Genomic DNA, 13,433 nt, shown 5'->3' on the forward strand with positions numbered 1-13,433 from the left:
TTATTTTAAAAATCCAGAAATCATTTCACGTTTGCGACCGAATCCTTTTTTCTTTTCCACAACAAACCCGAGTTCGGCGAGATTTCTTCTTAAAAAACCAGCCGAAGAAAAGGTGGCAAAACTAGTTCCGAAGTTTGATTTTTCGCGTAACTTTTTTAGTACACCAAGTGACCACATATCGGGATTTTTTCCTGGTGAAAATCCATCTAAATACCAGGAATGAATATCTGGAAATTTAGGCAGACATTCTTTGATATCCCCGAAAAAAACATGCGATGTGAATGAATGTTGATTCTCTTCGTGATTCCAGTGGTAAGTCCATAGATTTTCTGAAGGATTTTTTCTCCATACCTGGATTGCGGATTCATAAGAACGAATTAATCCTTCAAACCAAAGAGTTTTTTCCGGATAACTTGCGTTTAATGAGAGTAATATATCTTTCGTTAAAGGGTATCCCTCGAGGCTGATAAATTCAACGGGCATTGGATTTTTACATAATTTCCATGCTTCTAAAGTCACGAATAGATTGAGCCCGGATCCAAATCCTAATTCTCCAACGCGAAAAGTGGATTTTTCACTTTTTGCCCATTTGGATTGGATTTCGTTCCCTTCTAAAAATACGTATTGTGATTCTTCCCAACCACCTTGTTTGGAAAAATAAACATCATCAAACAAAACCGAAACGGGAACCCCGTCTTTGAATTCGGTCACATTGTCCGGAAATTTTTCTGAAGGTTCGATTGGCATGGGAGAGATACCCCATCTTTTGTGGTCCTACTTACCCTGGAAACTCACTTACTTTTTCTAGCGACTTTCTTTCAAACCATGCTCCCATTTTCAAGTAGCACTCCAAAGAAACCACCATCCTGGCTGTAACGAAAGAAACGGGCATCCTTAGTTTCCCGATGGGGTACGATCCTTCGAACAAAGATTGCCCGAATTTATTATGTCTCATAAAAAAGGCTTTCCAAATGAAGGGTACTCTTCATATTTTTCCCAGGTTCGGGGGCGATTCTATGGATTTTGTAAAAATCCGAGGTAAAGACTTACAAGACTGCATCATGCAGATGAAGATGAAATACGGTCCGGAGGCACATCTCTATGACCAACGAGTGATCACCGAAGGTGGGCTCTTTGGCACAGGGCTTATGGCCCAACGAATGTATGAAATTGATGTAGGTGTCCCCGAAAAACAAAATTCCAAAGAGAGAATTGAACGTAAGTTAAAGGATCTCAAAGAACTCATCAAACAAAAACAAAGAACCGATTCCATTCCTGAATCAGGTCTTGTAGCAATTGGATCCAATCATTCGGTATCCCTCGGAAGTGGTGGGAACTCACACCTTCGCAAAAAAAATATCGATGCGGTGCGGCCTTTTTCGGAACGCCGTCGTAGGCTGAATCCCCCTGTTTTCGAAATGGAAGGCCAAGTAGAAAGACCCGTTGGCCTTTCTCTTTCGGAAGCGAAAGACTCTATTTTAGAGATGGCACCCCCCGCCAAACCACAAATACCCGAACGTCACCCACATATCCAAAAGCTCGTGGATCGTCTGTTAAATGAAGGGATGTCTTCTGGATTTTTGGAAGAGATGGCTGTGGCTCTCGAACGTAGGTTGTCTGCGGTTGATCTCACTCGTTATGCCAATGTTACGGATAAGGCAGTCACGTATTTAGAAGAAAGAATCCAAATTGACTCCGACCTTTTTAGTGGGACTCCCCGTGGAAAACGTAAAATCATTTTCTTTGTAGGCCCAACAGGTTCTGGTAAAACCACATCCATTGCAAAACTAGCAGCCAAATACAGTTTGCATATGGGGAAAAAAGTTTCCCTTTATACAACGGACAACTACCGCATTGCTGCCATCGATCAACTGAAATTTTATGCAGATGCGATGGGATTGCCATTCTACGCCGCCAAAGATTTACGCAAAATGAAAGAGACCATCGTTCGCGATGGATCTGAACTTATCTTAGTAGATACCGCCGGCTACTCTCATAGAAAGTCAGAAAACCTGGAAAAACTTCAGGAATTCTACCAAGTATTTGGGGAAAAGGATTATATTGAAACAGTCTTAGTGCTTTCCTCCACTGTTTCGAAAGACAATGCGCTTGCGGTAGCAAATGCCTATGAGTCGGTCGGTTATAAAAGAATTTTATTAACTAAGCTAGATGAAGCAGAATTTTTAGGTTCTGTAGTGGAATTAGCCGATACTATTCACAGGGAATTCGCATTTTTGAGTGTAGGACAGGATGTTCCTTTTGACATCCTAAATGCCACGAAAAAACTTCTTGCCGAATGTGTAATTTTTCCAGAGAAATTGAAAGGGATAGCGGGGGAGGTCTTCGAAAAGACCGTGTAACCAACTTCGTTATCCTTAAAACTTAGGGGTAACGATGGACCAAGCTGCAAATCTTAGAAAGCTCACTGAAACTGGTACTGGATTAAAATTGGTTCAACCCCAGGATGCAGTCAAAAAAACCAAAATCATCGCGGTAGCTTCCGGGAAAGGTGGTGTGGGTAAAAGTACTGTATCCGTAAACCTCGCGATCTCCATCGCAAAAACAGGACTCAAAGTTTTGATCTTTGACGGTGACTTGGGTCTTGCCAATGTCAACGTCCTACTCGGTATCATTCCTAAATACAATTTATATCACGTGGTGAAAGGCCACAAATCTCTGAAAGACATCGTAATCTCTACGCCTGAAGGTGTGGATATCATTGCTGGGGCTTCTGGATATTCTCAACTCGCCAATCTAAATGAAACACAAAGAAATAATCTCATCAAAGGATTTGTGGAACTAGACCATTATGATGTGATGATTATAGACACAGGTGCTGGGATTTCTGCTAATGTCATTGGCCTTGTGATGCCTGCCGATGAAGTGATAGTAGTTACTACACCAGAACCCACCTCCATTACAGACTCTTATGGCCTTATCAAATCCATTGTTTCCCAATCCAAAGACAAAAACCTCAAAATCATTGTGAACCGAGTGCGTTCTGCCATCGAAGGGAAAAAAGTGGCCGACCGTGTCATCGATATCTCTGGCCAATTTTTAGAAGTCCAAGTTGAGAACTTAGGTTTTATTTTCCAAGATGAAGAAGTCGAAAAGTCGATTCGCGAACAAAAACCATTCATCATTGGTGCTCCTCGTTCTAAAGCGGCAGCATGCCTCACAAGAGTCACACATACCCTCTTACAAACGGAAGGTGGTTACTCAGATGAGGAAGGTCTTACTGGTTTCTTTAAAAAATTCTTCAGCTTCGTAGACTTCAAAGAGAAGGAAATGGAAGAGAGGATGGAGGAAGACAACTAAGTGCAGATCGGGTTTGTACTGGGATTTGCGGTCCTCGGAGCTATCATTAGTTCTGTCTGTGGGTTTCTTGTTGGAAACAGACTTGGTTATATCTTCTTTGTCTCTCTCATCTCCACATTTGCTTTTGGTGGCCTTGGATTTGGAGTTTTCTCTATCTTAGAAAAAAAAGTTCCTGAATTTTTAGAGTTTCTATCAACCCTTTCTATTGGTGGGTTTGGTGGGGGAAGCCATTCCGATGACTTTGATCAGGAACATGGTGAAATGGAGCCTTCTCGTTCTGAGTCTATGGGGTCTGATGATTTCGGAGTCCAATCCATGGGGGATACTGCCATGGATGCCAAACTTGCCATGGCCAAGTCTGGAAAATTTGGCGATCACATCATTGTGGACAAAATTGCGATCAAAAACGAGCCAAAACTCATGGCTGAGGCCATTCGCACCATGATGGCCAAAGATGATACCCAAGAGAGTTGAAAAATTACCGTTTTTAGAGGACATAAGAAAAAATCCTCTTGTAATTTCCCCTTCTTTACGATTTTTTCTATAAAGTAAAGAGATTCCGTACTACGGTTCCCTATGTCAAGATTGCTAGACAAATACAATCAGTTTGATGAGACAGATCTTTGGAAACAATACCGCGTCACAAAAGATGCGGAGATCCGAAGTTACCTTGTTGAAAAATATTCACCTCTCGTCAAACACGTGGCTGGGCGGATCGCGATCGGTATGCCTCAAAATGTCGAATTTGAAGACCTCGTCAGTTACGGCGTTTTTGGTCTGTTAGACGCGATTGAAAAATTCGACCCTTCTCGCGAAATTAAATTCAAAACTTATGCTATGACTCGGATCCGTGGGTCCATTTTTGACGAACTACGAAGTGTGGATTGGATCCCTCGTTCGATCCGCCAAAAAGCAAAACAGTTGGAAAACATCATTGCCATGCTTGAGAACAAGGAAGGCAAAAAAGTGGATGATGAAGAGATCGCCAAAGAACTCGGAGTCTCCATGGAAGAATACAATTCGTTACTTGCCAAACTTTCTGGAACCTCTCTTGTTTCTTTAAATGATATTTGGTTTCTCGGTGATGAGAACGATGAAGTTTCCTTTATGGAAACTTTGGAATCTCCGATGAATATGAACCCAGACAATATCATCGAAAAAGAAGAAATCAAAAATGTAATCGTAGAAGCCATCCAGTCGCTACCAGAAAAAGAAAAGAAAGTCATCGTACTCTATTATTATGAAGACCTCACCTTAAAAGAAATTGGTGAAGTTTTGGAAGTTACAGAATCTAGAATTTCGCAACTCCATACAAAAGCAGTCGCAAGGCTTCGCAGCAAACTCTCTAAAGTAAAATCCGCGATCCAAAAAAGGTAAACAGATATGTCTCTCACTGAATTTCTTACAGAGGAACTGAAAGAGTTCGATCGTAAGGAAAAAGAACAAGTGGAAGTCATTGCCGATACCATAGAAGAGTGTCTGGCAATTGCGTCACAACATCTTGGCCGCAAAGTCCATGAAATAGATTATACTGTTTTAAAACGAGGAAAGAAGTCCTTATTCTTTTCTGAGCCCTATCATATCCGCGCTTCCATCATTCCCGATGATATGCTCTTAGATGAACTAAGTCTTCTCGACGAACATCTAACGGGTGGTAGTGGAAAATTAGTATCTAAAGATTTAAAAGAACTAGTAACTCCTAAAAATAAAGATGGCCGAGTGAGTGTTAAAATTTACCGTACGGGTGTTTTTATTACTGTTTATCCTCCCAGTGGAGAAGGGCTTGCTATGACCATGGCGGATGTTTCCAAAAAACTTTCGTTTCGTGGAATAGCGGGTGTTGACCAAAATTTAATTAATAAAATTCTAAAAGATAAAAAAGGGGAACCGGTTCTTATTTCGAACCAGAAACCTAAATCTGGAAATGACTCTAGTTGCAACGTAGAAATTGCACAGGAAAACATGAGAGCCTTTGTGACTGTGTTTCCAGCAAGACCAGGTGGCCGTGATTTAGAAGTATCAGACATCGTAGCAGCACTCAAAGGAATGGGTGTGGCGCACGGTCTGAAAGAAGAGGAAATCAGAAAGTGTTTAGACGAAGACATTCATAATAAACCTTTCATTGGGGCTGAAGGTGATTTCCCTGTGAACGGTAAAAATGCGGAAATTAAATACTATGTTCGCACGGAAAAGAAAATCAACTTCAAGGAAGACCAATCAGGTCGAGTCGACTACAAAGACTTAGATATGATTGAGAACGTGGTTGTAGGACAATTGTTAGCTGAGAAAATTCCTGCTGAAAAAGGAAAGTTTGGACGCAATTTATTTGGTATGGTCCTGCCTGCCAAAGATGGTTTAGATACCGAACTCAAACAAGGAAAAGGAACCATTCTTTCCGAAGACAAAATGCGTCTCACTGCAGAAGTCAACGGACAAGTGTTATACGCTGCAGGAAGACTTTCTGTGGAAACTGTTTACCGCATCAATGGAGATGTGGGGGTTCGTACAGGGAATGTTACCTTCCTAGGTTCTATCATCATCACAGGAAACGTAGAAGATAATTATTCAGTGAAGGCTGCAGGTAACATAGAAATTTATGGAACGGTGCAAAAGGCCATCGTGGAAGCGGACGGAGACATCATTGTCCGCCAAGGGGTAACGGGAAGGGAAGAGGCACGAATCGAATCCACCGGTGGAAACATCGTTGCCAAGTTCATTCAGAACGCCACTTGTATTACAGAAAAAGACATCATCGTCCAAGAAGGGATTTTGCATTCACATCTGATGGCCGGGGGAAAGATCTCCTGTAAAGGAAAACGAGGCCAGATTGTGGGAGGCACCATCCAAGCGGCCCAACTCATTTCTGCCAAAATCATCGGATCCCAAGCAAACCCGCAAACCGACCTTATCGTGGGAAACAATCCCAAGATCTTAAAACAAATTCAGGAATACGAAGAGAAACGAAAAGAGAACCAGGACAAACTGGATCAACTCACAAAAACCATGCGAACGCTTAAAGCCCGTAAAGATGCCGATCCTGCAAGCTTTACCGCCGAACAAGACGCCCATTTGCAGAAATTGGATGCAGGGACCAAAAAACTCGAAAAACGCATTGCTGAGGCTGGAAAGGACATCCAAACCCTCACTGAATACATGGATGAACAGGCCGCCAGTGGCCGTATATCGGTCGAGAAGACCATTTTCCCGGGTGTTACCATCCGCATCCGCAATGCGGAGTTCAAACTCCGCCACGAGACGAAAGCCAAAACTTTCTACGAAGAAGAATCCCAGGTGCGCAGTGCTCCTTACGAAGATCCAGACGAACAGAAAAATGACTGGAGAAAAAAGAGAGGGCGTGGTAAGTCTAAGAATTAGGAGGCATTCCGATGATTCTAAACGAAAACTTCGCGAGCATCGCCCACCACTACGATTTTGCACGTAGGGCCCAGGCAGAGAATCCCTTCACCCACCAAAACCAGGTGGTGGAATTGCAAAAGGTTGTGATCCAAACCCAAAACCGAGCACAAACGGTTCCTGAGACAAAATCAGGAAACCAAAGTTCGGCAGCAAAACCGAAACAAGACAAAGAAAATTCGGTTTATGCTTATTCCAAAGAAGGAGTCATTTATGACCGTCCCAGTTTGGAAAGAGGATTTCGTTTTGATTTAAAAGCTTAAAGTTCTCACTCCGGAATGTTGTTGGAAATGTTCTGTAGGAGAATGGCATGGAACTCTTTTCCCTTGTTCTAATTAATTTATTATTTTGTGGGATGATGTATGTATTCATCTCGGCTAAAGTCCAAAAAGCAGTCGGAGAATATTACGATAAAAAACTGAATCGGGCCATTGATATGGCCACTCAGGAAACCATACGCGAGTTAGATGCCACAGTGGCTGTCATCGAATCGAAAATGGTGGCTCTGCGTTCGATGATGGAACGGGGAGAGATACTTGTCAAAGAATTCAAACATTACCAAGGTTCAGGCCTTTCCATGAAATCAGAGTTAATCCCTCCACCAGTATTGGAAGAAGAACCAGTTCTCGATTTAAAAGAACAAAGAACAGGGATAGGTAAAATTTACCAAGCCAACCAAATCCCATCTCCTTTGACGGAAGCGGAAACCACAGAAGGGGCCGTGAACCAAGCCTTTGGAAAATTAGGTAAGGCAGTCAAAGGAATTTTCGGAATGGAACCTATAGACTCTCCATCAAAAGAAGCAATGGATAATTTGGAAGTGCAAACTTTCCAACCTAAGATGAATTATACGGTCGGTGGAAATCCCTTTACAGAAGAAAAACCAACAGAAGCCATTCGCAATGAAATTGTCGATGGATCTAAAAAAAGAGATTTTTTAAACGAAGTATCGAAAGCCAATGATCCTGCCTTTGCTTCTTACCAAAAAATGAGTATGGATAAAGTGGATCTTTCCATTGAGTCTGCACTGGAAGAACTCAGCGCTTCGGCAACAAAGATTGATAAAGTGGTGCATCTCATCAAAAAGGGATACAAACATGATGAAATTTCCGAAGCTATGAATATTGGCATTCATGAAATTCATCTAATTGAAACGATTCGACTTGATCGATCTAGAAGAATCTAAAAATATGTTTCCATGTCTTCGTTTCCGGTACTCAATGTAGGTTTTTCGAACGTAGTATTTGTATCGAAAATTTTGACTATCCTCCAGGCAGACTCTGCGGGGGCCAAACGACTACGCTCCGAAGCCAAATCGGAAAGTAGGCTCATTGATGCCACGGGGGGACGAAAGACAAGATCTGTTCTTGTTTTAGATTCCGGACATATCCTTCTCTCTGCCATCCGACCAGAAAGTTTATCCAAACGATTAGAATCCGGGGACAATCATTTTGCGGAAGGGGAAGAGGAGTCGGAAGATTGAAAGCAAATCCTAATTTGTATATTATTTCTTCTGTTGCCGGAGGTGGAAAGTCTACCATCATCTCCGCCTTACTTACCGAGTATCCCGATTTCTATTTTTCCATTTCTTGTACCACAAGAGAGCCGAGGCCTGGGGACGAGGAAGGCAAAACCTATTATTTTCTATCGGTTCCTGAATTTAAAAAACGAATTCTCGATGGTGAGTTTTATGAATGGGCCGAAGTACATGGTAATTATTACGGCACTCCGAAAGGCCCAATCCTTGCTGCCATTAGGGAACATAGAGTGGCACTTCTCGATTTGGATGTACAAGGTGCCAAGTCTGTAAAAGAACTAAGACCTGAGTCAGTGACTATTTTTATTGAACCACCGAGTCGAGAGATTTGGATCGAACGATTGATTCGTCGGGGAACCGATTCTCAAACCAGTATTGAAAGACGGATTGAAAATGGAATCAAGGAACTGGATGAAGCACCAAGCTTTGATTATGTGGTTGTGAATGATCACTTAACTGACGCCATTCGAGACGTCAAAGCCATTCTCTTTCGAAAAGAATCTTAAGCAAAAACAAACCTTTACGGTTCGTCGTTGTCCTCATCAATACTTTTTCCGTAATTCGGAACATTCTTCGCTCCTGCATCCAACCACTTGTTAGAGATCACAGATCTTCTTTCTGCAGGAAAAAGAGTGAGTAGGTATGTAGTGATGGTTTGTCTTCCATCCTCTTCTGCATCTCTATCCATTTGTTCAAATACTTCAATGATATCGTAGTCCGGCCAATTGATTAACATATCTCTTGCCGACTCTGGCGGCATATTGGCTACTTTGTTTGCGAGAACCTTTACTTTTTCAGCACGGGCATTGTCTTTTTTCAACTTGTCTGCCATTTCTTTTTCTTTTCGTTGGATCCCTTCTTTTAGTTCTTCCAAACGTTCTTTGTCCGCATGAAGAGAAGAAGATTTTTCTTCTAACTCCCGTTTCATTTGCTCTAGTTCTTCGCGGTCCGCAATCAGTCTTTCTTTAGCTTTTTCCATCTCCAACTTTTCTAACTCGGTAGGAGAAAGTAGGTCTTGGTTTACGAGCCCTGCTTGTTTTTTTAAGAATGGTAAATAGTCCTCTGCATTGATGACTTGGAAGTAATCAAAAACAAAAAAGCCGATTGCGATTAAAAAGAAAATGAGTACAATTAAAAAGAAAGATCTTGTGCTATCGGTTACACTTGCCATTACGATTTCCCTTGTCCTAGGTAGTATTTTTCATAAAAATCACGAAGAGTTTTGAAGTCGGATGTGAGTTCGTCACCTCCGTCCTCACGGTTCAGAATTTTGAAAGTTCTTGGAATCTTTTTAGATTTTGCCGGCCCATAACTTTCTGTCGAATCGAATAATGATTGTTTGCTTAATTGAAGGTTAAATTCTTCGACTTCCCTTCGTTCCATTCGGTTTCGTTTTTTCTTCCATTCCGCAAATCGTTTGTCTTTTAAAACTTCGATCACCTTTTTATTCATTCGGGCAACCATCACATCTTTACGAACCAAATTGACTTCGTCATTTTGACGAGAGATACGTTCATCCAATTCCTCATTGCGTCGCATGAGGCCCTGGATGTATTGTTCGATGGAAAGGTAATCGGAAAGGCTTGTTCCCACTTTTGAGGAAGCAAGGATTGCCTCGTAGGAAGATTCAATTTCTCTTTCGTTGGAATCTTTTTCGCCAATGAGGGAATTCAGTTTGGAGACAACCAAAGAGAGCCTACGGATTTCTTCTTCTTCCCGCCAACCTCGTAATTTGAGAACTGTCTCTAAACTAAAACGAAATCGTTTCACACCTGTCTATTTCTTCGGTTCTGAATAATTTTTGTACTCTTTTTTACTCGTATTTTTAAAAAAATGAGTAAAACTTGCAATATTGTCCTATAAACACTTACATCTTATCGTTTCGGCCAGTGCATTCTTTTCTTTTCTGGTGCCGCCTTTGTTTGCGACTTCTCCTGCTGAGATCGTACGCAAAAGCCAGGGAAATCCGGTCCACTTAGAAGGGGAATGGGATTTTTATCCCCAAACTTTCCTCTCGGAATTGGACGAATTGCCAAAGACCAAACTCTCCCTTGTGGTTCCAGGGATTTGGAATTCAGAGCTAGGGACGGGCAATGGATTTGGAACTTACCGATTGGTTTTGGAACGGCCGGAAGATACAGATCTAGACACAGTGTACGGAATCAAACTTGTCGATTTGGCGACTGCCTCCCGCGTCTATTGGAATGGGAAACTCCTTGGGTCTTCCGGTGTGGTTTCCAAAAAACCCGAAGAGTCTTCACCGTCTTACCAATTCCAATTTTACCCTCTTCCCTGGAAGGAAGGCCCCAACGAACTTTTGGTGGAGATTTCCAACTACCATCATGATAAAGGAGGAATGTGGGAGCCGCCTTACGTAGGTGAGTGGAACAAACTCTTTAAAGAAAATGAAAAAGACTTAGCCTCTTCTTTATTTTTAGCAGGGTCTGTCTTTATCATTGCCTTATACCATTTTGGGTTGTTTTATTTTAGGCGTTCCGACAAAGGAAATTTACTTTTTGGGTTTGCCGCCCTTCTTTTATCCCTGCGCACCTTATTCACAGGGGAAAGGTTTGTGTTTAACGAATTGTCTCCCTATATCGGTTGGAACCTTTGCCTTCGTATTGAATACTTAACGTTTTATTTATCACCTTATCTATTTTTTGCTTTTTTTCGTGAATTTTATCCTAACTTTTATCCGCGTTGGATGGACCGACTTCTCCTCATCCCCACCTTAATTTTTATTAGTTTTCTTTTGGTTTTGCCAACTCCCGTTTATACAAAGTTAAATGGATATTTCCATATCGTATTTTTGTCGGGTATCCTTTTGATCTTACAAGGGGTGTTTCGTGCAGTATTAAATCGAAAAGAGAGTAGTTTGTTATTTGCCATTGGGATTATTTCTGTGGCGATTGCGGCCTTTATTGATTTACTCAATGCCTACCAGATCGTGTATACAGTAGAAGCGGTTCCTATTGGGATATTTGTATTTATTTTGGTTCAATCACTCACACTTTCCCGGCGGTTTAGTCGTGCCTTTTCAGAAGTGGAAACTCTTTCTAAAAGACTACTTGCTCTCGACAAACTAAAAGATGAGTTTTTAGCAAACACTTCTCACGAATTAAAAACACCTCTCAATGGAATTATTGGAATCGCCGAATCTATGTTTGATGGCATTGGTGGAAAACTCAACCAAGAACAAAGACAAAATTTAGGAATGATTGTGAGTTCTGGAAAACGTCTCTCTTCCCTTGTGGATGATATTTTGGACTTTTCCAAAATGAAAAATAGAGATTTGGATTTGGATCTTAAGGCAATTGACCTCCATCAAATTTGTGATTTGGTACTTGTAATCTCAAGGCCACTATATGTTACCAAAAATCTAACGGTGCGAAATCATGTTCCTATGGATTTTCCTCCGATTTTAGGAGATGAAGCAAGGCTCCAACAAATCCTATTCAATCTCATCGGCAATGCGATCAAATTTACTGAAAAAGGCCGCATCGATGTTTCGGCGGAAATTATGGAAAGGATGTTGGTTCTTTCCATAAAAGATACTGGAATCGGAATTCCAGAAGACAAATTTGCTGATATTTTCAAATCCTTTGAACAAGTGGATGCATCCACCACACGTAAGTTTGGTGGAACGGGGCTTGGTCTTGCCATCTCCAAACGTTTGGTGGAGTTACATGGGGGAACGATTTGGGTGGAATCTAAAGAAGGAGAAGGTTCTACTTTTAGATTCACTCTTCCTTTGGCAAGGGATGGGGAAATCCCGATGGAGAAACCTCCAACCAAAAAGACGGATTTATGGTTTGGTGGTGAGTCCCCCGAATTTGAACCCATTGAAGAAACCACAGAGGAGTATGATGGGGAAAAAATCAAAGTCCTTGTTGTGGATGATGAACCCATCAATCGGCAAGTTCTCAAAAACCATCTAACACTGATTGGTTGTGATGTACATGAAGCGTCCAACGGTGGGGATGCCATTCGTATAGTCCGAGATGATGGTCCGTTCGAACTGATGCTCTTGGACATTATGATGCCAGGAATGAGTGGTTATGATGTTTGTACGGTATTACGAGAGTCTTATTCTTTATACCAACTTCCTATTTTGTTTTTGACAGCTAAAAATCAAATCACAGATATCATTGCTTCCTTGGAAGCTGGTGGGAACGACTATTTAGCAAAACCTTTCGACAAACGAGAGTTAATTTCTCGTGCTAAGAACTTAATTACTTTAAAAAAGGCGGTAGAGGAACAAAACAAATTCATTGCCTTCCAAAATGAGTTAGGTCTTGCCAGAAAACTCCAAAGTTCTATTTTACCCGAAGAAGCACCCAATATTGTAGGTATCAAAACAGAGTTCTATTATGAACCCATGGACAGTGTGGGAGGGGACTTCTTTGATTTTCATGCGATTTCGGAAACAGAGTTGGGAGTGATGGTTGCCGATGTGTCTGGACATGGAATTCCTGCAGCCCTTATCTCTGCCATGCTAAAGATTGCCTTCTCCACACAAATTCGTTTGTCCCGAGAACCGGCCCAATTGATGACCCAAATCAACTCCACCTTACTTGGAAAAATGAAAGGGGCCTTTCTCACTGCTTCCTATATTTATATTAATTTAGAAACCAAAGAAATGGTTCATGCACGCTGCGGCCACCCACCTCTGATCATCAATCGCAGAGGGGAATCCAAATCAAAACTCAGTTTACCGCTAGGGAAACTCATTGGTTGGATTCCTGAATTAGATATCCAGGAAGATGTGGTGTCCCTTCATTCAGGTGACAGAATTGTTTTGTATACGGATGGAATTACAGAAGCAACCAATGCAGAAAAAGAAATGATTGGCCAGGAAAATTGGGAAAACATTGTGCAAAGATACAGTGGATATCCTATTTCAGAATCCAAACGTTTGTTACTCGAAAGGATCAAAGAATTTACAGGAAATCGTTCGCCCGATGATGATGTGACTTTGGTAATTTTAGAAATTGAATAAAATTAGATCGCTTTTGTTTGAATCTATATTGAGTCTATCGATAAAGTGAAATCAGATTGGTTTAGAATGTATGAATTTGGGACTAACTTTACCAATAGCCTAAAAATCATCATCATTGCGAGTGGAAGATTGTAGAATTTTTTCTAATCGTTTCATTGCATCACT

At 41.4% G+C, this 13,433-nt stretch carries 13 protein-coding genes; 10 read left to right on the forward strand and 3 right to left on the reverse strand.

The window, feature by feature from the left end; all coding sequences use genetic code 11:
• Positions 1-747, reverse strand: coding sequence for a tRNA (5-methylaminomethyl-2-thiouridine)(34)-methyltransferase MnmC2 (mnmC2, locus tag JWG40_RS00480; RefSeq protein ID WP_205283936.1), 747 nt, complete (start codon positions 745-747; stop codon positions 1-3).
• Positions 748-1,016: 269 nt separating this feature from the next.
• On the opposite strand from mnmC2, the gene flhF reads away from it, so the two are divergent.
• The 9 genes from flhF to JWG40_RS00525 all read left to right on the forward strand — a co-directional run bounded on the left by flhF (position 1,017) and on the right by JWG40_RS00525 (position 8,775).
• A complete protein-coding gene (flhF, locus tag JWG40_RS00485; protein WP_205283937.1) occupies positions 1,017-2,360 on the forward strand; it encodes a flagellar biosynthesis GTPase FlhF in 1,344 nt (447 codons plus the stop codon).
• Positions 2,361-2,394: 34 nt separating this feature from the next.
• Positions 2,395-3,318: a MinD/ParA family protein gene (locus tag JWG40_RS00490; protein WP_205283938.1), complete on the forward strand. Its 924-nt coding sequence runs from the start codon at positions 2,395-2,397 to the stop codon at positions 3,316-3,318.
• Positions 3,319-3,792 carry a hypothetical protein gene (locus tag JWG40_RS00495; protein WP_205283939.1) on the forward strand — a complete coding sequence of 158 codons (474 nt, stop codon included), beginning with the start codon at positions 3,319-3,321 and terminating at the stop codon, positions 3,790-3,792.
• Between the two features lie 102 nt (positions 3,793-3,894).
• Positions 3,895-4,695 carry an RNA polymerase sigma factor WhiG gene (gene whiG, locus JWG40_RS00500; RefSeq protein WP_039937376.1) on the forward strand — a complete coding sequence of 267 codons (801 nt, stop codon included), beginning with the start codon at positions 3,895-3,897 and terminating at the stop codon, positions 4,693-4,695.
• 6 nt (positions 4,696-4,701) lie between these two features.
• Positions 4,702-6,693, forward strand: coding sequence for a FapA family protein (locus JWG40_RS00505; RefSeq protein WP_205283940.1), 1,992 nt, complete (start codon positions 4,702-4,704; stop codon positions 6,691-6,693).
• An 11-nt stretch (positions 6,694-6,704) separates the two neighbouring features.
• A complete protein-coding gene (locus JWG40_RS00510; protein ID WP_205283941.1) occupies positions 6,705-6,995 on the forward strand; it encodes a hypothetical protein in 291 nt (96 codons plus the stop codon).
• 47 nt (positions 6,996-7,042) lie between these two features.
• Entirely contained in the window at positions 7,043-7,918 is an 876-nt protein-coding gene (locus tag JWG40_RS00515; RefSeq protein WP_205283942.1) for a hypothetical protein, read from the forward strand.
• 12 nt (positions 7,919-7,930) lie between these two features.
• A complete protein-coding gene (locus tag JWG40_RS00520; protein WP_015681102.1) occupies positions 7,931-8,215 on the forward strand; it encodes a DUF370 domain-containing protein in 285 nt (94 codons plus the stop codon).
• A complete protein-coding gene (locus tag JWG40_RS00525) occupies positions 8,212-8,775 on the forward strand; it encodes a guanylate kinase (protein WP_205283943.1) in 564 nt (187 codons plus the stop codon). Before JWG40_RS00520 ends, JWG40_RS00525 begins: the two co-directional genes overlap by 4 nt.
• A 14-nt stretch (positions 8,776-8,789) precedes the next feature.
• Here JWG40_RS00525 and JWG40_RS00530 read toward each other — a convergent pair whose 3' ends face one another.
• Positions 8,790-9,440, reverse strand: coding sequence for a periplasmic-type flagellar collar protein FlbB (locus tag JWG40_RS00530; RefSeq protein WP_205283944.1), 651 nt, complete (start codon positions 9,438-9,440; stop codon positions 8,790-8,792).
• On the reverse strand, positions 9,440-10,039 hold the full coding sequence (locus tag JWG40_RS00535; RefSeq protein WP_205283945.1) for a flagellar export protein FliJ: 600 nt from the start codon (positions 10,037-10,039) through the stop codon (positions 9,440-9,442). The genes JWG40_RS00530 and JWG40_RS00535 overlap by 1 nt, the downstream gene beginning before the upstream one ends.
• A 139-nt stretch (positions 10,040-10,178) precedes the next feature.
• On the opposite strand from JWG40_RS00535, the gene JWG40_RS00540 reads away from it, so the two are divergent.
• Positions 10,179-13,268: a SpoIIE family protein phosphatase gene (locus JWG40_RS00540; protein ID WP_332470254.1), complete on the forward strand. Its 3,090-nt coding sequence runs from the start codon at positions 10,179-10,181 to the stop codon at positions 13,266-13,268.
• Positions 13,269-13,433: the final 165 nt, after the last annotated feature.

The organism is Leptospira abararensis, assembly GCF_016918735.1.
Taxonomy (GTDB): Bacteria; Spirochaetota; Leptospiria; order Leptospirales; family Leptospiraceae; genus Leptospira_A; species Leptospira_A abararensis.

Bases quoted from the DNA above. Each gene is read 5' to 3' on its own strand.
- mnmC2 (WP_205283936.1), bottom strand. From the start codon at position 747: ATGCCAATCGAACCTTCAGAAAAATTTCCGGACAATGTGACCGAATTC.
- flhF (WP_205283937.1), top strand. From the start codon at position 1,017: ATGGATTTTGTAAAAATCCGAGGTAAAGACTTACAAGACTGCATCATG.
- JWG40_RS00490 (WP_205283938.1), top strand. From the start codon at position 2,395: ATGGACCAAGCTGCAAATCTTAGAAAGCTCACTGAAACTGGTACTGGA.
- whiG (WP_039937376.1), top strand. From the start codon at position 3,895: ATGTCAAGATTGCTAGACAAATACAATCAGTTTGATGAGACAGATCTT.
- JWG40_RS00505 (WP_205283940.1), top strand. From the start codon at position 4,702: ATGTCTCTCACTGAATTTCTTACAGAGGAACTGAAAGAGTTCGATCGT.
- JWG40_RS00510 (WP_205283941.1), top strand. From the start codon at position 6,705: ATGATTCTAAACGAAAACTTCGCGAGCATCGCCCACCACTACGATTTT.
- JWG40_RS00515 (WP_205283942.1), top strand. From the start codon at position 7,043: ATGGAACTCTTTTCCCTTGTTCTAATTAATTTATTATTTTGTGGGATG.
- JWG40_RS00520 (WP_015681102.1), top strand. From the start codon at position 7,931: ATGTCTTCGTTTCCGGTACTCAATGTAGGTTTTTCGAACGTAGTATTT.
- JWG40_RS00530 (WP_205283944.1), bottom strand. From the start codon at position 9,440: ATGGCAAGTGTAACCGATAGCACAAGATCTTTCTTTTTAATTGTACTC.